This is a genomic window from Streptomyces sp. NPDC044719, assembly GCF_056433405.1.
Genome location: NZ_JBWKHE010000003.1, coordinates 775,555 through 797,161 on the forward strand (window position 1 = coordinate 775,555; position 21,607 = coordinate 797,161).

17 protein-coding genes and 1 pseudogene are annotated in these 21,607 nt (G+C 71.4%); 16 read left to right on the forward strand and 2 right to left on the reverse strand.

From position 1 onward, the window contains the following. The first annotated feature begins 183 nt into the window (after positions 1-183). Together AC07DF_RS15090 and AC07DF_RS15095 are read left to right on the forward strand one after the other, a co-directional pair. On the forward strand, positions 184-1,452 hold the full coding sequence (locus tag AC07DF_RS15090; RefSeq protein ID WP_478970681.1) for a polysaccharide deacetylase family protein: 1,269 nt from the start codon (positions 184-186) through the stop codon (positions 1,450-1,452). A gap of 60 nt (positions 1,453-1,512) precedes the next feature. Beyond that, entirely contained in the window at positions 1,513-2,337 is an 825-nt protein-coding gene (locus tag AC07DF_RS15095; protein WP_478970683.1) for a Fic family protein, read from the forward strand. Positions 2,338-2,714: 377 nt separating this feature from the next. Here AC07DF_RS15095 and AC07DF_RS15100 read toward each other — a convergent pair whose 3' ends face one another. Then, a complete protein-coding gene (locus tag AC07DF_RS15100) occupies positions 2,715-3,548 on the reverse strand; it encodes an HAD family hydrolase (protein ID WP_478970685.1) in 834 nt (277 codons plus the stop codon). A gap of 579 nt (positions 3,549-4,127) precedes the next feature. Here AC07DF_RS15100 and ssd point away from each other — a divergent pair. From ssd to AC07DF_RS15135, 7 genes and pseudogenes are all read left to right on the forward strand, one after another. Beyond that, entirely contained in the window at positions 4,128-5,231 is a 1,104-nt protein-coding gene (gene ssd / locus AC07DF_RS15105) for a septum site-determining protein Ssd (protein ID WP_478970687.1), read from the forward strand. Continuing rightward, positions 5,228-6,502 carry a TadA family conjugal transfer-associated ATPase gene (locus AC07DF_RS15110; protein ID WP_478970689.1) on the forward strand — a complete coding sequence of 425 codons (1,275 nt, stop codon included), beginning with the start codon at positions 5,228-5,230 and terminating at the stop codon, positions 6,500-6,502. The genes ssd and AC07DF_RS15110 overlap by 4 nt, the downstream gene beginning before the upstream one ends. Before the next feature lie 121 nt (positions 6,503-6,623). Next, entirely contained in the window at positions 6,624-7,496 is an 873-nt protein-coding gene (locus AC07DF_RS15115) for a type II secretion system F family protein (protein WP_478970691.1), read from the forward strand. Continuing rightward, a complete protein-coding gene (locus tag AC07DF_RS15120; protein ID WP_478970693.1) occupies positions 7,493-8,281 on the forward strand; it encodes a type II secretion system F family protein in 789 nt (262 codons plus the stop codon). Before AC07DF_RS15115 ends, AC07DF_RS15120 begins: the two co-directional genes overlap by 4 nt. Positions 8,282-8,370: 89 nt before the next feature. Beyond that, positions 8,371-8,580: a DUF4244 domain-containing protein gene (locus AC07DF_RS15125; protein WP_478970695.1), complete on the forward strand. Its 210-nt coding sequence runs from the start codon at positions 8,371-8,373 to the stop codon at positions 8,578-8,580. Continuing rightward, the gene (locus AC07DF_RS15130; RefSeq protein WP_478970696.1) at positions 8,567-8,926 is read left to right on the forward strand and encodes a TadE family type IV pilus minor pilin; all 360 of its coding nucleotides are present in this window, start codon (positions 8,567-8,569) and stop codon (positions 8,924-8,926) included. Before AC07DF_RS15125 ends, AC07DF_RS15130 begins: the two co-directional genes overlap by 14 nt. Positions 8,927-8,937: 11 nt before the next feature. Next, positions 8,938-9,207: pseudogene (locus tag AC07DF_RS15135) on the forward strand (Rv3654c family TadE-like protein); the annotation flags it as partial. 40 nt (positions 9,208-9,247) lie between these two features. Here the strand turns inward: AC07DF_RS15135 and AC07DF_RS15140 are convergent. After that, positions 9,248-11,848 carry a DEAD/DEAH box helicase gene (locus AC07DF_RS15140; RefSeq protein ID WP_478970698.1) on the reverse strand — a complete coding sequence of 867 codons (2,601 nt, stop codon included), beginning with the start codon at positions 11,846-11,848 and terminating at the stop codon, positions 9,248-9,250. Positions 11,849-11,926: 78 nt separating this feature from the next. Between AC07DF_RS15140 and bldG the strand changes: the two genes are divergently transcribed. From bldG to topA, 7 genes are all read left to right on the forward strand, one after another. Continuing rightward, positions 11,927-12,268 carry an anti-sigma factor antagonist BldG gene (bldG, locus tag AC07DF_RS15145; protein ID WP_003991900.1) on the forward strand — a complete coding sequence of 114 codons (342 nt, stop codon included), beginning with the start codon at positions 11,927-11,929 and terminating at the stop codon, positions 12,266-12,268. 122 nt (positions 12,269-12,390) lie between these two features. Beyond that, positions 12,391-12,822 (forward strand): ATP-binding protein, encoded by a 432-nt coding sequence (locus tag AC07DF_RS15150; RefSeq protein ID WP_382491091.1) that lies wholly within the window; start codon positions 12,391-12,393, stop codon positions 12,820-12,822. A gap of 274 nt (positions 12,823-13,096) precedes the next feature. Further along, positions 13,097-15,502 carry a sodium-translocating pyrophosphatase gene (locus tag AC07DF_RS15155; RefSeq protein ID WP_478970701.1) on the forward strand — a complete coding sequence of 802 codons (2,406 nt, stop codon included), beginning with the start codon at positions 13,097-13,099 and terminating at the stop codon, positions 15,500-15,502. 194 nt (positions 15,503-15,696) lie between these two features. Further along, a complete protein-coding gene (locus AC07DF_RS15160) occupies positions 15,697-16,278 on the forward strand; it encodes a small secreted protein (RefSeq protein WP_478970703.1) in 582 nt (193 codons plus the stop codon). Between the two features lie 221 nt (positions 16,279-16,499). Next, a complete protein-coding gene (locus tag AC07DF_RS15165; protein WP_478970704.1) occupies positions 16,500-18,038 on the forward strand; it encodes a DUF7059 domain-containing protein in 1,539 nt (512 codons plus the stop codon). A gap of 225 nt (positions 18,039-18,263) precedes the next feature. Continuing rightward, entirely contained in the window at positions 18,264-18,461 is a 198-nt protein-coding gene (locus AC07DF_RS15170) for a hypothetical protein (protein ID WP_478970706.1), read from the forward strand. Between the two features lie 247 nt (positions 18,462-18,708). Continuing rightward, positions 18,709-21,537 (forward strand): type I DNA topoisomerase, encoded by a 2,829-nt coding sequence (gene topA / locus AC07DF_RS15175; protein ID WP_478970708.1) that lies wholly within the window; start codon positions 18,709-18,711, stop codon positions 21,535-21,537. Positions 21,538-21,607 lie beyond the last annotated feature (70 nt).

Sequence of the window (21,607 nt, forward strand, 5' to 3'; positions counted from 1 at the left end):
TCGGTAAACGGATCGTAATGCAGAGTAAAGGGCGGGCATAGACTTTACGGGCAAATGGGCGAATAAATCACCCCGACGAGTGAAGTGGCTATTTGATCGGCTTGTCGTACTAATTCCTTCTCGGTCCCGTGCGAATTTGGCGGCGCTGTCGGCACCCGAGAGAAGGAAGAAGGTGGGCGACACATGGCCGCCATCCACAGGATCGCCGCGGGCTCCTTGATCGCCGCTGTCTGTGCCGCACCGCTCGCCGGTTGCTCGACCGGCACTTCCCGGCACGAAGCAGCCCCCACCCCGCGGACGGCGAAGCCGGCCCAGGCGCCGAAGAGCACGGTCCGGCTGATCGGGGACGGCTCCACCGCCTACACCGGCGCCCAGCCCCACCTGCCGAGGCCCGAACGGCTGCGGCCCGGCCAGACGCCCCCGCAGTTCGTCGTCTTCTCCTGGGACGGCGCGGGCGAGGACGGCCAGAGGCTGTTCTCCCGCTTCCGCGAGGTCGCCAAGGCCAACGACGCGACGATGACGTACTTCCTGAGCGGCGTGTACATGCTGCCGGACGAGAAACGCGACCTCTACCGGCCGCCGCAGCACTCCCCGGGCCGCTCCGACATCGGCTTCAACGACCGCCGCGGCATCGCCGCCACAGCGAAGCAGCTGCGCCTGGCGTGGCTGGAGGGCAACGAGATCGGCACGCACTTCAACGGCCACTTCTGCGGCAGCGGCGGCGGGGTCGGCGAGTGGTCGGTGGAGGACTGGAAGGACGAGATCGCCCAGGCCAAGCAGTTCGTGAAGACCTGGAAGACCAACACCGGCATGCGCAACGCGTCCCCACTCCCCTTCGACTACGACAAGGAGCTCATCGGCGCCCGCACCCCCTGCCTCGAAGGCCGGCGGAACTTCATGAGGGCGGCCCGCGAGCTGGGCTTCCGCTACGACACCAGCGGCGTCAACGACCAGGTCTGGCCCGAGCGGAAGCAGGGCCTGTGGGACGTGTCCATGCAGCTCGTGCCCTTCCCCGGGCACTCCTACGAGCAGCTCACCATGGACTACAACTTCATGGTCAACCAGTCGGGCACCACCACCCAGGGCGACCCCGGCAAGTTCGACCTCTGGGGCGACCAGATGCGCGACGGCCTGCTCAAGGGCTTCTACCGGGCCTACGACGGCAACCGCGCGCCCCTGATCATCGGCAACCACTTTGAGTCCTGGAACGGCGGCACCTACATGCGGGCCGTCGAGGAGGTCATCGAGGCGGTGTGCACCAAGAAGGAGGTGCGCTGTGTCTCGTTCCGCCGGCTCGTGGACTGGCTGGACGCCCAGGACCCGGCGACGCTGGAGAAGCTGCGCTCCCTGAAGGTCGGCGAGAAGCCGAAGCAGGGCTGGGCGTCCTTCCTCGCCGGCGGCCCCGCCCCGGCCCCGAGGGGCGTGCCCGGGGCTCCGGCGGCGAAGCGGTAGCGCAGTGAAGAAGGCCACTCCGCCGTGGGGAGGGCCCCCGGGGTGCGTAGGGTCGTACTCATGAGTACAGCAGGTGCGACCGCCGACCCCCTCGCGACCCTGGGGGCGCTGCCCGGGGTGGCCGAGTCCGTGGAGTCCGTGCGCAAGGCCGTGGACCGGGTCTACGGGCACCGGATCATGCGGCGGCGCAGCAACGCGGTCACCTCCGAGGCGGCCCTGCGCGGCGCCCGTGGCTCGGCGGCCCTGTCCGGCGCGGACTGGGCCCTGGAGGAGGTGCGCCGACGTACGGACTTCGGCGGTGACGACGAGGCGCACACCGTGGGCGCCGCACTGCGGCTCACCGCGGAGGCGGGTCAGTTGCTGTCGATCTGGCGGCAGTCACCCCTGAGGGTGCTGGCCCGGCTGCACCTGGTCGCGGCCGCCGACCAGGCCGATCAGGTGGGGCGGCCCCGGCAGGAGGGCGAGCCGGTCGACGAGCCGCTCGTGGCCCTGCCGCTGCCGAGCGCGGCCGAGACGCACGGCCGGCTGGAGGGGCTGGCCGGACTGATCATCGCGGGCGGCACCGCACCGGCGCTGGTGACGGCCGCCGTCGTACACGGCGAACTCCTCGCGCTGCGCCCCTTCACGTCCCACAACGGCCTGGTCGCGCGCACGGCCGAGCGCATCGTCCTGGTCGGCAGCGGCCTGGACCCGAAGTCGGTCTGCCCGGCCGAGGTCGGCCATGCCGAGCTGGGCCGGGGCGCCTATCTGGAAGCCCTCGACGGGTACGTCTCCGGTACGCCGGAGGGCGTGGCCGCCTGGATCGCCCACTGCGGCAGGGCGGTCGAACTGGGGGCACGCGAGTCGACGGCGGTGTGCGAGGCGCTCCAGCGCGGAGCGGCGTGACACTGAGCCGGAAGGGCCGGGACCGGAAGGGCGCCGGGAGCGGAAGGGTGGCCGGAAAGAGATGCGGCGGTACGAGAAACTCGTACCGCCGCTGGCATGAGCATCGGGTTACCAAGCGTCCTCGGTATATGCCCATCAGGTCGGGAACTTAGCCCGTCACCTGGTGCGGCTGGCCCGTATTCGACGGGTCGACGTCGCGTGGGTGCCCGGTGTTCATGCGCGGTCCGTGGGGCCAAATGCGTATTTAAGGTGATCCTCTCGGATGTCCTTGGTCTCGCGGGCCGTTGAGTCCTTTGTACTCCTGCCCCGCAGTAAGCGGAAGTCCAGGCTGCACTTCTTTACTTTTGGGTTCAAATAGGACTTGGGGCCGTATCGGGTCAGGCGACCGACGTCCGGCGCCGGTTGGCGTACCAGACGAGACCCGCGGTGGCCGCCGCGGCACCTATCGCGGCGACCGCGACGAGCGCCGGACGCGGCGGTACGGAGAACGCGGGAATGCGCTGCTTGAGCCGGACCGGGCGGTGGAAGTCCAGAATCGGCCACTCGCGCGCGAGGGCCTCGCGGCGCAGCGCGCGGTCCGGATTCACGGCATGGGGGTTGCCGACGGACTCCAGCATCGGGACGTCGGTCGCCGAGTCGCTGTAGGCGTAGCAGCGGCTGAGGTCGTACCCCTCGGACGCGGCCAGCTCCCTGATGGCCTCGGCCTTGGTCGGGCCGTACGCGTAGTACTCCACCTCGCCGGTGAAGCAGCCGTCGTCGCCCACGACCATGCGGGTCGCCACCACGCGGTCCGCGCCGAGCAGTTCACCGATCGGCTCGACCACCTCCGCGCCCGACGTGGACACGATCACGACGTCGCGGCCCGCGGTGTGGTGTTCCTCGATGAGGGAGGCGGCCTCGTCGTAGATGATCGGGTCGATCAGATCGTGCAGCGTCTCGGCGACGATCTCCTTCACCTGCTGCACGTTCCAGCCGCGGCACAGCGCGGACAGGTAGGCGCGCATACGCTCCATCTGGTCGTGGTCGGCACCGCCGGCCAGGAAGACGAACTGGGCATATGCGGTGCGCAAGACAGCCCTGCGGTTGATCAGACCGCCTTGGTAGAACGACTTGCTGAACGTGAGCGTGCTCGACTTCGCAATGACCGTCTTGTCCAGGTCAAAGAAGGCCGCTGTGCGGGGCAACGAGTGGTTTTCCACGCCCCTGAGCATAGGGGCAGCCCATTCGGCGTAAGGTGGGGCGCGTGGGTTTGCCTGAGAGGGCTCTCGGGTACACCATGGAAGTCACGGATCGTTCGCGACCGTGCTAACCCGGCCCGACTCCTCCCCCCCGAGTCGGCCGTGGGGACGACCCCCGCTCTCCCCCCCGGCGGGGGTCGTCGCATGTCCGGGTGGGTTTTCTCCTTCTTCGTGCGCCCGGATCGGCGCTCTGATGTGGCGCTGGCAGCAGTCTTGTCATGCGCATGATTCGTCACCATGTGTAGCTGTCGGACTGCTCTGTGGAAGTCGCACAGAGGGCCTGTGGAGCTCACCGGTATGGGTGACGGCGATATTCACAACTGTCGAAGCGTCCACAGTTATCCACCAAGATCCACACGATTTTCGGGATCGCTGCACCGTGATTCCTGCGCGTCCCGCTCGCGGCGAGTTCATGGCCGGTTCCGATTGCCGGGGGGCGTTTGGCCGGTTTCTGTCGGCCGTTCATAGGGAGGCCGCCTTGTCGGTTCTTCCCACGTTCGGGAATCGCGGGGCCGCAGGGCCGCGCGAGGCAAGCAGTGAAGGGGGATGACCGTGGCCGGAGCCGTCACACACGATCCGCCACCGGCCGCCGGAGGGCGGCAGGGCGGACCATTGATCGTCACCGAGGACACCGACCTCCTCGACGACTTGCTGCGCCTGTGCGCGGCGGCGGGCGCCACGCCCGAGGTGCACCACGGGGTGCCGGAGCGCAGAGGCGGCTGGGAGGCCGCGCCGCTCGTCCTCGTGGGCGACGACGCCGCGCGGCGCGTACGCGGGACCGTGCGCAGAAGGGGCGTCGTCCTCGTCGGCCGGGACCTGGACGACTCGGGGGTGTGGCGGCGGGCCGTCGAGATCGGCGCCGAGCACGTCCTGATGCTGCCCGACGGCGAGCAGTGGCTCGTCGACCGTATCGCCGACGTGGCAGAGGGCGTCGGGCGGCCCGCCCTCACGGTGGGCGTCATCGGAGGCCGTGGCGGGGCCGGAGCGTCCACGCTCGCGTGCGCGCTGGCCGTCACCTCCGCGCGGGAGGGGCTGCGCACGCTCCTCGTGGACGCCGATCCGCTGGGCGGCGGACTCGACGTACTCCTCGGCGGTGAGACGGCCGAAGGATTGCGCTGGCCCGCGTTCGCCTCCTCCCGCGGACGGGTCGGCGGGGGTGCCCTGGAGGAGTCGCTGCCCGAGCTGCACTCGCTGCGGGTGCTCAGCTGGGACCGCGGCGACCGGATCGCCGTCCCGCCCCAGGCGGTGCGCGCGGTGCTCGCGGCGGCCCGCCGCCGGGGCGGCACGGTCGTGGTCGACCTGCCACGCCGTATCGACGACGGGGTCGCCGAGGTGCTCACCCAGCTGGACGTCGGCGTGCTGGTGGTGCCCGCCGAGCTGCGGGCCGTCGCGGCGGCCGGCCGCGTGGCGTCCGCTGTCGGCATGGTCCTGCGCGATCTGCGGGTGGCGGTCCGCGGGCCGTACCCGCCGGGGCTCGACGACCGGGAGGTGGCCCGGCTGCTCGGACTGCCCCTGGCCGGCGAGGTGCCGGTCGAGCCCGGACTGCTGCGCCCGGACGAGGGCACGGCACCACCGGGTGGCGCCCCGCGCGGACCGCTCGCCCGGTTCTGCAAGGGGTTCTGGGAGCGGGCGCTCGTCGAGGCGGGCGCCCCATGAGCGCGATGACCGAAACGACGCCCGGACCGGAGGGCGCCGGGCTGCTCGACGGGGTGCGGCGATGGCTGGCCGAGAGCGGGGCCGAGCCGACCCCCGCGCGCGTGGCCCAGGCCCTGCGGGAGCAGGGGCGGGTGCTCGGAGACGCCGAAGTCCTGGGCGCTGCCGCAGAGTTGCGGTCCGAACTGGTCGGCAGCGGACCGCTTGAGCCGCTGCTCGCCGACCCCTCGGTGACGGACGTGCTGGTGTCGGCCCCGGACCGGGTCTGGGTGGACCGGGGTGGCGGACTGGAGCTCACGCCGGTGCGGTTCGCGGACGCGGGCGCCGTACGGCGACTCGCCCAGCGCCTCGCCGCCGTGGCCGGGCGCCGCCTGGACGACGCCCGGCCCTGGGTCGACGCCCGGCTGCCCGACGGGACCCGGCTGCACGCGGTGCTGCCACCGGTGGCCGTGGGCTGCGCCTGTCTGTCGCTGCGGGTCGTACGGCCGCGTGCCTTCACCCTCGGCGAGCTGGTCACGGCGGGCACGGTGCCGCCGGACGGGGACCGCGTGCTGCGCGCGCTGCTCGACGCACGGCTGTCCTTCCTGATCAGCGGGGGTACGGGCTCGGGCAAGACGACCCTGTTGAGTGCCCTTCTGGGGCTGGTGGGACCGGACGAGCGGATCGTCCTCGCCGAGGACTCGGCGGAACTTCGGCCGGATCATCCGCACGTGGTGCGGCTGGAGACCAGACCCGCCAACCAGGAGGGCGCGGGCCTCGTCACCCTCGAGGACCTGGTGCGCCAGGCCCTGCGGATGCGGCCCGACCGGCTGGTCGTGGGCGAGGTGCGCGGACCCGAAGTGGTGCATCTGCTGGCCGCGTTGAACACCGGCCACGAGGGCGGCTGCGGAACCGTGCACGCCAATGCCGCCGCCGATGTACCGGCCCGGCTTGAGGCGCTCGGCACGGCCGCCGGGCTCGACCGGGCCGCACTGCACAGCCAGGTGGCGGCCGCCCTCTCCGTGGTGCTGCACCTCGTACGCGACCGGGCCGGGCGGCGGCGGATCGCCGAGGTGCATGTGCTGGAGCGCGATCCCTCGGGGCTGGTGCGGACGGTGCCGGCGCTGCGGTGGGGAGCGGAGGCCTTCGTGCGCGAACGGGGGTGGGAGCGGCTGCGGGGGCTGCTTGGTGGCGAGGGCTGCGAGGACCACGGGGGAAGCGGGGGAGCCGGGGGCGGCGGCAGTGGGCCGGGGGAGGCCGGCCGGGCGCCGGTGACAGCGTCGGGCGAGTGGTGACGGGGGCTCAGGGGGCTGAGGGATGGCAGGAACTGGGGGCTGAGCGATGGCAGGGACTGGGAGGGCTGAGCGATGGCAGGAACTGGGGCTGAGCGATGGCAGGGGCTGAAGGGGCCGAGTGATGGCGGGGGTGGCTGAGATGTCGATGGGGGCGGCCGTGGCGTGTATGGGGGCTGGGGTCTGGCTGTTGGGGGAGCGGGACTCGGTGGCGCGGCGGGCGCGATTGCTGCTCGCGGGCGGCGGAGCCGTCGGGAGCGGGCCCTCCGGGTGGCGGCGGATGAGCGGGGGGCTGCGGCGGGTTCGCGGGCGGTTGCGGGCCGAGTGGTGGTCACCGGTGGCCGGGCTGGTGCTGTCGGTGCTCGGGGCGTCGGTGCTGCCGGTCGTCCTCGGAGCTGCCGGAGTGCCGTTGCTGCGGCGGGTCCGGCTGGCGGGCCGGGCGGGGCGGGACCGGGAGCGGCGGGCGGATGCGGTGATCGCGTTGTGCGGGGCGCTCGCCGGGGAGGTGCGGGCCGGACGTCAGCCGGGCGAGGCGCTGTTGCGGGCCGCGCGGGACTGCGGGGGACTGGTGGACGCGCAGGCGACGGTTCTGGCGGCGGCGCGTTTCGGCGGCGACGTACCGGGCGCGCTCGAGGCGGCGGCCCGGCAACCGGGGGGCGAGGGACTGCGAGGACTCGCGGCGTGCTGGCGGGTGGCCGTGGACCAGGGCGCGGGCCTCGCGGCCGGACTCGACCGGCTCACCGCCGCCCTGCGCGTCGAGCGCGACCAACGCTCGGACCTGCGCGCCCAGTTGGCGGGTGCCAGGGCCACGGCGGTGATGCTCGCCTGCTTGCCGGCCCTGGGGCTTCTCATCGGCACCGCCCTCGGCGCCGAGCCCCTCCATGTCCTGCTGCACACCGCGGCGGGCCTGGGCTGTCTGGTCGTCGGCGGGGTGCTGGAGGGCCTTGGGCTGTGGTGGGTGCTGCGGATCGTGCGGGGCGCGGAGGAGGCGGCATGAGCGGGGAAGTTGTCCACAGGCTGGGGGTGGCGGTGGGGATCGTGCTGGCCCTCGGGTGGTCGGCCCGATGGCTGACGAAGTCGCGGCACCGCCGGAGGATGCGGCGGCGGCTGGCCGAGCTGTCGCCCCGGGAGGCGACCGCTCCGGCCCCGCGCCTCGCCTTACGCGGGGCCGCGCGGACATGGCTGCCTCCCGTGGGCGTGGCCTGCGCCGGCTGGGCGCTGGTTGGGGGCCTCGTCGGTGTCGCCGTGGGACTGGCCGGTGCGGTGGGGATGTGGCGGTGGCGGCTCCAGCAGGAGGCGGCGGGTACGGACGCGCGGGCGCCGGATCAGGCCGAGGCGACGCGGCAACTGCCCCTCGCGGCCGACCTGCTGGCGGCCTGCATCGCGGCCGGTGCCGGCCCGGTGATCGCGGCGCAGGCGGTGGGCGAGGCCCTGGGTGGTCCTGTGGGTGACGCCCTGGCGAGAGGCGCGGCGGAGGTCCGGCTGGGCGGTGAACCGGGCGCCGCCTGGCGGAGGCTGGCCGCCGTCCCCGGCGCCGAAGGCCTGGCCCGGTTGCTCGAACGGGCCGGTGTCTCCGGACTGCCCGCCGCCGCACCGGTCGCACGGCTCGCCGCCGAGGCCCGGGCCGACTGGGGCCGCGCCGCGACGGCCAGGGCCCGCCGGGCGGGCGTCATGGTCAGCGCACCGGTGGGGCTGTGCTTCCTGCCCGCGTTCATCGCGGTCGGCGTACTGCCCGTGGTGCTCGGGCTCGCGGGCGGGGTGCTCGGAGGGGGTGGTGGATGACGCGGGACACGGGCCCGAGAGGGGCCGGCGACACCCGGCAAAAGCCGGCGACACACGACAGAAATGCGGACGTTTTTACGGAGGTTGAGATGGATCAGGTGGTACGGGCACGGCTGCGTGCCCTGGTGTGCGGAATGCGTACGGCGCGGAGGGACGCGGGGATGGTCACGTCCGAGTACGCGATGGGAATCGTCGCGGCGGTGGCGTTCGCGGTGGTGCTCTACAAGGTCGTCACCGGCGGCGCGGTCAGCGCGGAGCTGCAGAGCATCGTGACGGACGCCCTCAATGCGCGGATGTGAGCGGGGCTCGGACCGGGGGTTCGTCACGGCGGAGTCGGCCGTGGTGCTGCCCGTACTGGTCATGTTCGCGATGGCGCTGGTGTGCGGACTGCTGGCCGTGGCCGCGCAGATCCAGTGCGTGGACGCGGCGCGGACGGGTGCTCGCGCCGCGGCCCGCCAGGACCCGCCCGACGCGGTCGTGCGGCTGACCCGCGAGGCGGCACCGCCCGGCGCCGAGGTGACCGTCAGCCGGGAAGCGGAACACGTCCGGGTGATCGTCGTGGCCGAACCGCCGGTGCTGCGTGGGCTGTCCTTCGCCCTGCGCGAGGAGGCCGTGGCGTCGGTGGAGGAGGCGGTGGGCAGATGAGACGCCGGGGCATGGCGCGCGATGTCTCGGACCGGGGTTCCGCCACCGTCTGGAGCGTCGGGGCGATCGCCGTCCTGTGCGTGGTGTTCGGCGTCGTCCTCGCGCTGGGACAGGCCGTCGCGATCCGGCACCGTGCGGCGGGCGGTGCGGATCTCGCGGCGCTCGCGGCGGCGGACCACTGGGCCGAGGGCGGTGCGGCGGCCTGTGCCAAAGCAGACCGGGTGGCACGGGCACAGGGCGTACGGCTCGTGCGGTGCGAGGTCGTCGGCGAGATCTCGGACGTGACGGCGGCGTCGGGACGCGGGCCGTTCACGGCGGAGGTCAGGGCGCGGGCGGGGCCTCCGACGGCTCCCCTGGAGCTCCCGTCGGCGGCGGGGAGGACGCGGGCCGGTCCTCCCGCGGTTCCTCCGGACCTCCGGGCGGCTGCTCGGCCGCCACGCCCTCCGCCGGGTCCGTCTCCTCCGTCTCCTTCTCCTCGGGGGCGCCCTCCAGCAGCACCGTGAGCAGCCGCACCGCCCCCCTCTTGTGCAGCGGGTCGTTGCCGTTGCCGCACTTGGGGGACTGGATGCAGGACGGGCAGCCGGCGTCGCACTCGCAGGAGGCGATGGCCTGGCGGGTGGCGGTCAGCCAGGTGCGGGCGGTGTGGAAGGCGCGCTCCGCGAAGCCCGCGCCGCCGGGGTGGCCGTCGTAGACGAAGACCGTGGGCAGCAGCGTGTCGGGATGGAGCGGGATCGACACGCCGCCGATGTCCCAGCGGTCGCAGGTCGCGAAGAGGGGCAGCAGGCCGATCGAGGCGTGCTCGGCGGCGTGCAGGGCGCCGCCGAGGATCTCCGGGTTGATGCGGGCCCGGTCCAGCTGGTCCTCGGTGACGGTCCACCACACGGCCCGGGTGCGCAGCGTACGAGGAGGGAGGTCGAGTTTCGTCTCGCCCAGCACTTCACCGGTGATGAGCCGTCTGCGGAGGAAGGAGACGACCTGGTTGGTGACCTCGACGGAGCCGAAGCAGAGGCGCCCGTCGCCCCAGGGGATCTCGGTGTCCGTCTCCAGGACGGAGATCGACGTGGTGTCGCGGGCGACCGTGGAGTACGGCGGGGCGGCCTCCTCGACGAGGGCGACGGAGTCCTCCAGGTCCAGGGAGCGCACCAGATAGGTGCGGCCCTGGTGGAGGTGGACCGCGCCTTCGTGCACCGTCGAGTGTGCGGCGCCGGCGTCGACCGTGCCGAGCAGCCGGCCCGTGCCGGTCTCGACGACCTGGACCGGGCGTCCGCCCTCACCGCGGATGTCGGTCAGGTCGGCTGCGCGCTCGCGGCGGGTCCAGTGCCAGGCCCTGGTGCGGCGGCGCAGCAGCTTCGCGGCCTCCAGCTGGGGCAGGAGACCCTCACAGGCCGGGCCGAACAGGTCGAGGTCCTCGTCCGTCAGGGGCAGCTCCGCCGCGGCCGCGCACAGGTGCGGGGCCAGGACGTAGGGGTTGTCCGGGTCGAGGACCGTGGACTCGACGGGCTGGTCGAAAAGGGCCTCCGGATGGTGGACCAGGAAGGTGTCCAGCGGGTCGTCGCGGGCCACCAGGACGGCCAGCGCCCCCTGTCCGGACCGTCCGGCCCGGCCCGCCTGCTGCCACAGGGAGGCGCGGGTGCCCGGGTAGCCGGCGATGACGACCGCGTCCAGGCCGGAGATGTCGATGCCGAGTTCGAGGGCGTTCGTCGCGGCGAGGCCCAGGAGTTCACCCGAATGGAGGGCGTGTTCGAGTGCGCGGCGTTCTTCCGGGAGATAGCCGCCCCGGTACGCCGCGACACGCCGGGCCAGCGACCGGTCGACCTCGGCCAGACGCTCCTGGGAGATGACCGAGATCAGCTCGGCGCCGCGCCGGGAGCGTACGAAGGCGACCGAGCGCACGCCCTGCACGGTGAGGTCGGTGAGCAGGTCGGCGGCCTCGGCGGTGGCCGTGCGGCGGACGGGGGCGCCCTTCTCGCCATGCAGCTCGGTCAGCGGCGGCTCCCACAGGGCGAACACCAGTTCGCCGCGTGGGGAGGCGTCGTCGGCGACCTCCAGTACCGGCAGGCCGGTGAGGCGGCGGGCCGCCACCGAGGGCTCGGCGGCGGTGGCGGAGGCCAGCAGGAACACCGGCGAGGCCCCGTAGCGGGCGCACAGCCGCCGCAGCCGGCGCAGCACCTGAGCCACGTGCGAGCCGAACACCCCGCGGTAGGTGTGGCACTCGTCGATGACGACGTACTTCAGCGATTTCAGGAAGGAGGACCAGCGGGGGTGGGACGGAAGTATGCCGCGGTGCAGCATGTCCGGGTTGGTCAGGACGTAGTTGCCGTACTGGCGGATCCACTCGCGTTCCTCGAACGGAGTGTCGCCGTCGTAGACGGCCGGGCGCACCGAATGGCCCAGTGGATGTGAAAGTTCCTTCACCGAGCGGCACTGGTCCGCCGCAAGAGCCTTGGTGGGAGCCAGGTAGAGGGTGGTCGCGCCGCGGCCGTTCGGGGCCTCGGCGCCGTCCAGAAGCGTGGAAAGGACCGGCACGAGGTACGCCAGGGACTTGCCGGAGGCCGTGCCCGTGGCGACGACGACCGATTCGCCGTCCAGCGCGTGCTCGGCAGCGCGCGCTTGGTGGGCCCAGGGATGTTCGATGCCCGCCGCTCGCACGGCGGCGACGACCTCCGCGCGGATCCGGTCCGGCCAGACGGCATGCCGACCCTCGCGCGGGGGCAAGTGCTCCGTATGAGTAACGCGCGAAGCCCTGCTCGGACCGGATGCGAGCCGGTCCAGGACCACGCCCGGCGCGGGTCGGGAGGCGGGGTCCGTCGGGGTTCGATCGGATCGGTGATTCTTGGCCATCGGCACCGAGTGTGTCACTGGCGTGACGGACAATGGAGCCAAGGCGTCGTGCACGCCTGCCGGTAAGTGATTGAATGCCATCGCGGCTGGCGAAGCGTCCAAGGGCTGAAGCCGAGTGCCCCAAGGGCGACCGCTCGATAGCAAGGTGCTGGAGGATCCGTGGACCTGTCCCTGTCGACCGAGACCATGGGCGATCGCACGATCGTCAGGGTCGGTGGCGAAATCGACGTATATACCGCGCCCAAGCTGCGCGAGCAGTTGGTCGAGCTGGTGAACGACGGCAGTTTCCACCTTGTCGTCGACATGGAGGGCGTGGACTTCCTCGACTCCACCGGACTCGGCGTACTGGTCGGCGGCCTGAAGCGCGTGCGAGCCCATGAGGGCTCCCTGCGCCTGGTCTGCAACCAGGAGCGCATTCTGAAGATCTTCCGTATCACCGGCCTCACCAAGGTGTTCCCGATTCACACCTCGGTCGAGGAAGCGGTTGCGGCCACCGACTGACACCGGACCCGGGCCCCGCGCCCGGGCCGGCCGAAGTTCGGCAGAAGTGAAGACCGAGGGGGCCCGGGCTTTCGGCGGCCCGGAGCCCCTCGACAGCACGCCCGTAGTTGCGAGGGGGATGCATGGCCACCGTTGAGCTCCGCTTCAGCGCGCTGCCCGAGCACGTCAGGACCGCCCGTTTGGTGGCGGCAGCGGTGGCGCGCAGGGCCGGAGTGGACGAGGCCGTCCTCGACGAGGTCAGGCTCGCCGTCGGCGAGGCGTGCACCCGTGCCGTCGGGCTGCACCAGACCGTCGGGATCTCGGCACCGGTGAAGGTGCTGCTGATCGAGGAGGAGAAGCAGTTCTCCATCGAGGTCGGCGACGAGGCCCCGCACGCGGTCCCGGGTGAGCACGCGCCCGGCCCCGGCGACCCCGACGGGGAAGCCGACGAGGACGAGATGGGCCTCGCGGTCATCAGCGGACTCGTCGACGACGTCGAGGTCAGCGCGGGAGAGCACGGCGGATTGATCAAGATGACGTGGCCGACCACGCCGCCGCCGACGATTCTGGTCTGAACCGGCCACGGCGCACACCGTTCCAGACGAAGGGCCCCACCCGTGGGGCCCTTCGTCATGTGCGGCTGTCAGTGCTCGCCTTTACAGTAGTTCCTGTGCCGTTCATCGCGTGAATTCGTTCACGATCATTCGCGTGCTCCAAGGGCGCTCCAGAATGCTTTCAGGGCATTACCTTGGAAGGCCAATTCCGTTTATCGCGCTCTGTTTTGATCAGGTTCCGGTACCTACAATCCCGTCCACATCTTGAGCTCAGCCCAAGCGTCAAGGAGGACGAATGGCGGGGCTTTTCATCTCACAACAGTCGGGCCATCCCACCGACCTCGCAGCCGCCGTACTGACCGATGGCAACCGCGTCCTCGTCGTGGTCATCGCGGTCGTCGCGCTGGCGGCGCTCGCGGTCGCGGGCGTCCTGGTGCGCCAGGTACTCGCGGCCGGCGAGGGCACCGACAGCATGAAGAAGATCGCGGCGGCGGTCCAGGAGGGCGCGAACGCCTATCTGGCACGGCAGCTGCGCACGCTCGGCGTATTCGCCGTGGTCGTGTTCTTCCTGCTCATGCTGCTGCCCGCGGACGACTGGAATCAGCGTGCCGGACGTTCGGTGTTCTTCCTGATCGGAGCGGCGTTCTCGGCAGCCACCGGCTATATCGGCATGTGGCTCGCCGTACGCAGCAATGTGCGTGTCGCCGCGGCGGCGCGTGAAGCCACCCCGGCGGCAGGCGAGCCGGAAAAGGATCTGACCGCCGTCTCGCACAAAGCGATGAAGATCGCATTTCGCACGGGCGGCGTGGTCGGCATGTTCACGGTGGGCCTCGGCCTGCTGGGCGCCTCGTGCGTGGTGCTGGTGTACGCGGCCGACGCGCCGAAGGTGCTCGAGGGCTTCGGCCTCGGGGCCGCGCTGATCGCGATGTTCATGCGTGTCGGCGGCGGCATCTTCACCAAGGCCGCCGACGTCGGCGCCGACCTGGTCGGCAAGGTCGAACAGGGCATTCCGGAGGACGACCCGCGCAATGCCGCGACCATCGCCGACAACGTGGGCGACAACGTCGGCGACTGCGCGGGCATGGCGGCCGACCTCTTCGAGTCGTACGCCGTCACCCTGGTCGCCGCGCTGATCCTGGGCTCGGCGGCCTTCGGTGACGCCGGGCTCGGCTTCCCGCTGCTCGTGCCGGCGATCGGTGTGATCACCGCGATGATCGGCATCTTCGCGGTGGCGCCCCGGCGCGCCGACCGCAGCGGTATGAGCGCCATCAACCGCGGGTTCTTCATCTCCGCGGTGATCTCGCTCGTGCTGGTGGCGGTGGCCGTGTTCGTCTACCTGCCGGGGAAGTACTCGGAGCTCGACGGCGTCACCGACACCGCCATCCTGGGCAAGGACGGCGATCCGCGGGTCCTCGCGCTCGTCGCGGTGGCCATCGGCATCGTGCTCGCCGCCCTGATCCAGCAACTGACCGGCTACTTCACCGAGACCACCCGCAGGCCCGTCAAGGACATCGGCAAGACCTCGCTCACGGGTCCGGCCACCGTCGTCCTCGCCGGTATCTCCGTCGGTCTCGAATCCGCCGTCTACACCGCCCTGTTGATCGGCCTCGGCGTGTACGGGGCGTTCCTGCTCGGTGGTACGTCGATCATGCTGGCGCTGTTCGCGGTGGCGCTGGCCGGCACCGGCCTGCTCACCACGGTCGGCGTGATCGTCGCGATGGACACCTTCGGGCCGGTATCCGACAACGCGCAGGGCATCGCGGAGATGTCCGGTGACGTCGAGGGCGCCGGCGCTCAGGTTCTCACCAACCTGGACGCGGTCGGCAACACCACCAAGGCGATCACCAAGGGCATCGCGATCGCCACGGCCGTGCTCGCGGCGGCGGCGCTGTTCGGGTCGTACCGCGACGCGATCATCACCGGGGCGCGTGACGTGGGCGAGAAGCTCAGCGGGGACGGCGCCCCGATGAGCCTGATGATGGACATCTCGCAGCCCAACAACCTCGTGGGTCTCGTCGCGGGCGCGGCGGTCGTCTTCCTCTTCTCGGGGCTGGCGGTCAACGCCGTGTCGCGGTCGGCGGGTTCCGTGGTCTTCGAGGTGCGGCGGCAGTTCCGTGAGAAGCCCGGGATCATGGACTACAGCGAGCAGCCGGAGTACGGCAAGGTCGTCGACATCTGTACCAAGGACGCGTTGCGCGAGCTCGCCACGCCCGGTCTGCTGGCCGTACTGGCGCCGATCTTCATCGGGTTCACGCTCGGCGTCGGTCCGCTCGGCGCGTTCCTGGCGGGCGCGATCGGCGCGGGCACGCTGATGGCGGTGTTCCTGGCCAACTCCGGTGGTGCCTGGGACAACGCCAAGAAGCTCGTCGAGGACGGTCATCACGGAGGCAAGGGCAGCGAGGCCCATGCGGCGACCGTGATCGGCGACACCGTCGGCGACCCGTTCAAGGACACCGCAGGTCCCGCGATCAACCCGCTGCTCAAGGTCATGAACCTGGTGTCGCTGCTCATCGCGCCCGCGGTGATCAAGTTCTCCTACGGCCCAGACAAGAGCATCGGCATGCGGATCCTGATCGCGGCGCTCGCGTTCCTCGTGATCGCCGGGGCGGTCTATGTGTCAAAGCGGCGCGGCATCGCCGTAGGTGACGAGAACGACGCCGAACCGGAACCCAAGTCTCCGGATCCGGCGGTGGTTTCGTAGGGAGGTCCGTCAAGCCCCAGCTCAAGGTGCGGGCGGGCGGCGCGCGTTGGCGCGTCGTCCGCCCGCCCTGTGTGTCCGCACGATCACGTCGTGAGCCTTGTCTCGCCCGGTGCAAAAGATAACAAAAGGGTCTTAATGGGTGCTCGACGTGCGGTTGCCGTGCCTCTGGCGTGTATGTTCCGGGGCCGAGAGCCATGGAAGGGACCAAACCGGTGAACAAGAAGCTCGCGGCCGCACTGTCCGGCGGTGCGGTACTGGTACTGGCGCTGTCGGGCTGCGGCGGCGACGACAACGAGAAGCTGGACTCCTGGGCCAAGGACGTCTGCGACGCCGTACAGCCGCAGGCCAAGAAGATCGAGTCGGCCAATGCCTCGATCCAGAAGGAGACCTCGGACAACAGCACGCCGGAGGACGTCCAGAAGACCGACGCACAGGCCTTCCAGGACATGTCCGACGCCTACAAGGCGATCGGGGCCGCGGTGAACAAGGCCGGGGCGCCGGACGTCGAGAACGGCGAGACGAAGCAGAAGGACGCGGTCAAGGAGCTCAACACGATCTCCGCGTCGTACGCCTCGCTGAAGAAGCAGGTCGACGACCTCGACACCAAGGACCAGGGCAAGTTCGCCGACGGTCTCAAGGACATCGCCACCGAGCTGGACAAGCTGAGCAAGAGCGGGAACGACGCGCTCAGCAACCTGGAGGAGGGCGAGGTCGGCCAGGCGATGGCCCGCCAGTCGAGCTGCAAGGCGGCGACGGGGCCGGCGTCGGCGACCTGAGACGGGCGCCGGCGACGCCGACCTGGACGGCCTGGAGCCGGGCGAGGAGCACGAGGCGCCGGGGACTGCTGAGCCGGGAGTGACGTGAGCCGCCGGGTAGCGGGGGCGCATCCCCTCCCCGGCAAAGCCCTGCGCGCTCCCCGCCCGGGCACGTGCGATCCAGGAACAGGCACATGCCATCCCCGGCACAGCCACGTGCGCCTGCGGTGCCGGCGGCCACAATGGAGGGCGTGAGTAACGCCAGCCAATCACCCCTGCCCCCGCTGCCCGCCCCCGACCGTCCCGAGGTCGCCGCCCGGCTCCGGGACGCCCTGCTCGGGGCCTCCTTCACCGCCGACGGACTGCTCGAACTGCTCGGCGCCCCCGCGTACGCGGCGCTGGCCCGGAGCGAGACCGTGCCCGCGCTGCGGGCGACCCGCGGGGACACACCGCTGGAGATGCTCGTCCGGCTGTTCCTGCTGCAGCAGCCCGTACCGCACGCGCGCGTGGCGGACGCCCTGCCCGTCGACGCCTGCCTGGAGAGCGGCTGGCTCAGGCGCGCCGGTGCGGACGAGCTCGCCGCCACGGTGGACGTGCGGCCGTACGGCGGGCCCGACGGCGAGGACTGGTTCATCGTGTCGGACCTGGGCTGCGCGGTCGGCGGAGCCGGCGGGATCGGCAGCCGCGACGAGGGCGTCGTCCTGGGCGTCGGCGGCGCCTCCACGACCCTCGCGGGCATCACCGTCCGTACGCCGGTCGGCGCCGCCCTCGACCTCGGCACGGGTTCCGGCATCCAGGCGCTGCACGCGGCCCGGCACGCCACCAGGGTGACGGCCACCGACCTCAACCCGCGCGCGCTGCACATCACCGGTCTCACGCTGGCCCTGTCCGGCGCCCCGGCCGCCGATCTGCGCGAGGGCTCCCTCTTCACCCCGGTCCGGGACGACGAGACGTACGACCTGATCGTCTCGAACCCGCCGTTCGTGATCTCTCCCGGTGCCCGGCTCACCTACCGCGACGGCGGCATGGGCGGGGACGATCTGTGCCGCACGCTCGTTTCGGAGGCGGGGGAGCGGCTGAACGAGGGCGGGTTCGCGCAGTTCCTCGCCAACTGGCAGCACGTGGAAGGGGAGGACTGGCAGGACCGGCTCCGGTCATGGGTGCCCCGGGGCTGCGACGCGTGGATCGTGCAGCGCGAGGTCCAGGACGTCAACCAGTACGCCGAGCTGTGGCTGCGGGACTCGGGCGACCACGAGGGCGACCCGGCGGAGTACCAGGCGCGGTACGACGCATGGCTCGACGAGTTCGAGGCGCGCAAGGTGAAGGCCGTCGGCTTCGGCTGGATCACCCTGCGCAGGACGGGCGCCGCCGTGCCCTCCCTGACGGTGGAGGAATGGCCGCATCCGGTCGAGCAACCGCTCGGGGACACCATCAGGGCCCACTTCGACCGGCTCGACCACCTCCGCGGCCACGACGACGCCGGACTGCTCGAAGGGCACTTCCGGCTCGCCGCCGAGGTCGTGCAGGAACAGGTCGGGCTGCCCGGCGCCGAGGACCCCGAGCATGTCGTGCTGCGCCAGAACCGCGGCATGCGCCGGGCGACCCGGGTGGACACGGTCGGCGCGGGTTTCGCGGGCGTCTGCGACGGCACGATGAGCGCCGGCCGCATCCTCGACGCCATCGCCCAGCTGATCGGCGAGGACCCGGTGCTGCTGCGCGACCGCACACCGGCGCAGATCCGGCTGCTCGTGGAGCAGGGGTTCCTGGAGCCGGTCCGCTGAGGGATCCCGGCGGGGCGGCGCGCTGAGGGGCCCGGAGAGGGGTCCGCCAATAAATTTCGAGTCGATTTGAACACCTCGTCCCGAACGGGTCCCGAGGGGCCGGCCCTCCCGGATCCACCGCCCCGTCGCCCCGGCGTTCACCTACGGTTCGCCTGCCCGCCGCCCACGCGTGTCAGCCTCCCGGGGCTGGAGAGTCGCGGACTGGGGAAAAGGGGCACGGGGGCCATGGAGAGCGAACCGGCGATCTTCGCGGGAGCGGTGTTCTCCCTGTTCGGAGCGGGACTGCTGGCGTGGACCGTGACGCGCGTACGCCAGCACCGGCCCGTCGCCGAAGGTGTGAGGCCCGTCGCATCGGCGACCCTCGCGAGCGTCGTCGCGGTGCTCGCCCTGGCGGTCGGAACATGGTGCTTCACCCGCCTCTGAAGCCCGGGTCGGCGTCGCGCCCGCCGGTAATCGAGAGGTCGCGCTCCGCATAGGGCCGGGCCTGCTCCGGGCACTACGGGCGGCAGGAATGGTGGTAGTCGGGTTACCGTTCGAGTGGCCGTTGCGGGCTTTTCCCGTTTGACACGGGGGCGGGCTGTACCGTCACACTCCGCAGCGTCACCACGACCCAGCCCCGGGATAAGCGACTCCGGGGAGGCCCCAGCGTCGACCGGAGAGAAGAGCGAAGTTGTCCCCGACCAGCGAGACCGCAGAGGGCGGCCGCCGACTCGTCATCGTCGAGTCGCCTGCCAAGGCGAAGACGATCAAGGGCTATCTCGGGCCCGGATACATCGTCGAGGCGAGCGTCGGGCACATCCGCGACCTTCCCAACGGTGCCGCCGAGGTGCCCGAGAAGTACACGGGCGAGGTCCGCCGCCTCGGTGTGGACGTCGAACACGACTTCCAGCCGATCTATGTGGTCAACGCCGACAAGAAGGCGCAGGTCAAGAAGCTCAAGGACCTGCTGAAGGAATCCGACGAACTCTTCCTCGCCACCGATGAGGACCGCGAGGGCGAGGCCATCGCCTGGCACCTCCAGGAGGTGCTGAAGCCCAAGGTCCCGGTCAAGCGGATGGTCTTCCACGAGATCACCAAGGCCGCGATCCAGGCCGCCGTGGCCAACCCGCGCCAGCTCAACCAGAAGCTCGTCGACGCCCAGGAGACCCGCCGCATCCTCGACCGCCTCTACGGCTACGAGGTCTCGCCGGTCCTGTGGAAGAAGGTCATGCCGCGGCTGTCCGCTGGCCGTGTCCAGTCGGTCGCCACGCGACTCGTCGTCGAGCGGGAACGCGAGCGCATCGCCTTCCGTTCCGCCGAGTACTGGGACCTGACAGGCACTTTCGCGACCGGCCGCGCCGGAGACTCTTCGGACCCGTCGTCGCTGGTCGCGCGCCTGCAGTCCGTCGACGGCAGGCGGGTCGCGCAGGGCCGCGACTTCGACTCCCTGGGGCAGCTGAAGAGCGCGAACACCCTCCACCTCGACGAGGCGAACGCCCGCGCCCTGGCCGCCGCCCTCGAGCAGACGCGGTTCGCCGTCCGGTCCGTCGAGTCCAAGCCCTACCGCCGCTCGCCGTACGCCCCGTTCCGTACGACGACGCTGCAGCAGGAGGCCAGCCGCAAGCTCGGCTTCGGCGCCAAGGCGACGATGCAGATCGCGCAGAAGCTGTACGAGAACGGCTACATCACGTACATGCGTACGGACTCCACGACCCTGAGCGACACGGCGGTCGCCGCCGCCCGCGCCCAGGTCACGCAGCTGTACGGCGCCGACTATCTGCCGCCGCAGCCGAGGACGTACGCCGGGAAGGTCAAGAACGCGCAGGAGGCCCACGAGGCGATCCGCCCCTCGGGTGATCGTTTCCGCACTCCCGCCGAGACCGGGCTGACCGGCGACCAGTTCAAGCTCTACGAGCTGATCTGGAAGCGGACCGTCGCCTCCCAGATGAAGGACGCGACCGGCAACAGCGTCACGGTGAAGATCGGCGGCACGGCGGCCGACGGCCGGGACGTCGAGTTCAGCGCGTCCGGCAAGACGATCACCTTCCACGGCTTCCTGAAGGCCTACGTCGAAGGCGCCGACGACCCGAACGCCGAGCTCGACGACCGCGAGCGCCGGCTGCCCCAGGTCTCCGAGGGCGACGCCCTGAGCGCCGAGGAGATCACGGTCGACGGGCACGCCACCAAGCCCCCGGCCCGCTACACCGAGGCCTCCCTGGTCAAGGAGCTGGAAGAGCGCGAGATCGGCCGTCCGTCGACGTACGCGTCGATCATCGGCACGATCCTCGACCGCGGCTATGTGTTCAAGAAGGGCACGGCACTCGTGCCGTCCTTCCTGTCCTTCGCCGTGGTCAACCTGCTGGAGAAGCACTTCGGGCGGCTCGTCGACTACGGCTTCACCGCCAAGATGGAGGACGACCTCGACCGCATCGCCCGCGGTGAGGCACGGTCGGTGCCGTGGCTGAAGCGGTTCTACTTCGGTGAAGGCACGGCCGACGGCGGTGCGGCCGACGCCGGCAACGGCGACGGGGACCACCTCGGCGGCCTCAAGGAGCTGGTGACCGACCTGGGCGCGATCGACGCGCGCGAGGTGTCGTCGTTCCCCGTGGGCAACGACATCGTGCTGCGGGTCGGCCGCTACGGGCCGTACATCGAGCGCGGCGAGAAGGACACCGAGCAGCACCAGCGCGCCGACATCCCGGACGACCTGGCGCCGGACGAGCTCTCCGTCGACCTCGCCGAGGAACTGCTCGCCAAGCCGAGCGGCGACTACGAGCTGGGCCCCGACCCGGCCACCGGCCACACGATCGTCGCCAAGGACGGCCGCTACGGCCCCTACGTGACGGAGATCCTCCCCGAGGGCACCCCGAAGACGGGCAAGAACGCGGTCAAGCCGCGTACGGCCTCCCTCTTCAAGACGATGTCCCTGGACACGGTGACGCTCGACGACGCCCTGAAGCTGATGTCGCTGCCGCGTGTCGTCGGCGCCGACGCCGAGGGTCAGGAGATCACCGCGCAGAACGGCCGCTACGGCCCGTATCTGAAGAAGGGCACGGACTCGCGCTCGCTCCAGGCGGAGGAGCAGCTCTTCACGATCACGCTGGAAGAGGCGCTGGCGATCTACGCCCAGCCGAAGCAGCGGGGCCGGGCGGCCGCCAAGCCGCCGCTGAAGGAGCTGGGCCCCGACCCGGTGAGCGAGAAGCCGGTCGTCGTCAAGGACGGTCGCTTCGGGCCGTACGTCACCGACGGCGAGACCAACGCGACCCTGCGCTCCGGCGACAGCGTCGAGGACATCACCCCGGAGCGCGGCTTCGAGCTGCTCGCCGAGAAGCGGGCGAAGGGGCCGGCGAAGAAGACTGCCAAGAAGGCGGCCAAGAAGGCCCCGGCGAAGAAGACGGCAGCCAAGAAGACCGCGGCGAAGAAGACCACGACCGCGAAGAAGACGACGGCCAAGAAGACCACCACGGCGAAGAAGACGGCGGCCAAGACGGCGACCGCCTCGAAGCCCGCGGAGGACTGAGGCCCGTTCAGGATCTGTTCGGGACCCGGGCCGCCAAGGCCTGGGTCTTCGCCCAGGGTTCGGAAAGCGA

Coding starts and splice junctions, on each gene's coding strand:
- AC07DF_RS15110 (WP_478970689.1), top strand. CDS start 5,228: ATGAGCGCGATGACCGAAACGACGCCCGGACCGGAGGGCGCCGGGCTG.
- AC07DF_RS15095 (WP_478970683.1), top strand. CDS start 1,513: ATGAGTACAGCAGGTGCGACCGCCGACCCCCTCGCGACCCTGGGGGCG.
- AC07DF_RS15155 (WP_478970701.1), top strand. CDS start 13,097: ATGGCGGGGCTTTTCATCTCACAACAGTCGGGCCATCCCACCGACCTC.
- AC07DF_RS15170 (WP_478970706.1), top strand. CDS start 18,264: ATGGAGAGCGAACCGGCGATCTTCGCGGGAGCGGTGTTCTCCCTGTTC.
- AC07DF_RS15120 (WP_478970693.1), top strand. CDS start 7,493: ATGAGCGGGGAAGTTGTCCACAGGCTGGGGGTGGCGGTGGGGATCGTG.
- AC07DF_RS15125 (WP_478970695.1), top strand. CDS start 8,371: ATGGATCAGGTGGTACGGGCACGGCTGCGTGCCCTGGTGTGCGGAATG.
- AC07DF_RS15165 (WP_478970704.1), top strand. CDS start 16,500: ATGGAGGGCGTGAGTAACGCCAGCCAATCACCCCTGCCCCCGCTGCCC.
- AC07DF_RS15090 (WP_478970681.1), top strand. CDS start 184: ATGGCCGCCATCCACAGGATCGCCGCGGGCTCCTTGATCGCCGCTGTC.
- AC07DF_RS15150 (WP_382491091.1), top strand. CDS start 12,391: ATGGCCACCGTTGAGCTCCGCTTCAGCGCGCTGCCCGAGCACGTCAGG.
- AC07DF_RS15140 (WP_478970698.1), bottom strand. CDS start 11,848: ATGGCATTCAATCACTTACCGGCAGGCGTGCACGACGCCTTGGCTCCA.
- AC07DF_RS15130 (WP_478970696.1), top strand. CDS start 8,567: ATGCGCGGATGTGAGCGGGGCTCGGACCGGGGGTTCGTCACGGCGGAG.
- AC07DF_RS15160 (WP_478970703.1), top strand. CDS start 15,697: ATGGAAGGGACCAAACCGGTGAACAAGAAGCTCGCGGCCGCACTGTCC.
- AC07DF_RS15100 (WP_478970685.1), bottom strand. CDS start 3,548: ATGCTCAGGGGCGTGGAAAACCACTCGTTGCCCCGCACAGCGGCCTTC.
- AC07DF_RS15115 (WP_478970691.1), top strand. CDS start 6,624: ATGGCGGGGGTGGCTGAGATGTCGATGGGGGCGGCCGTGGCGTGTATG.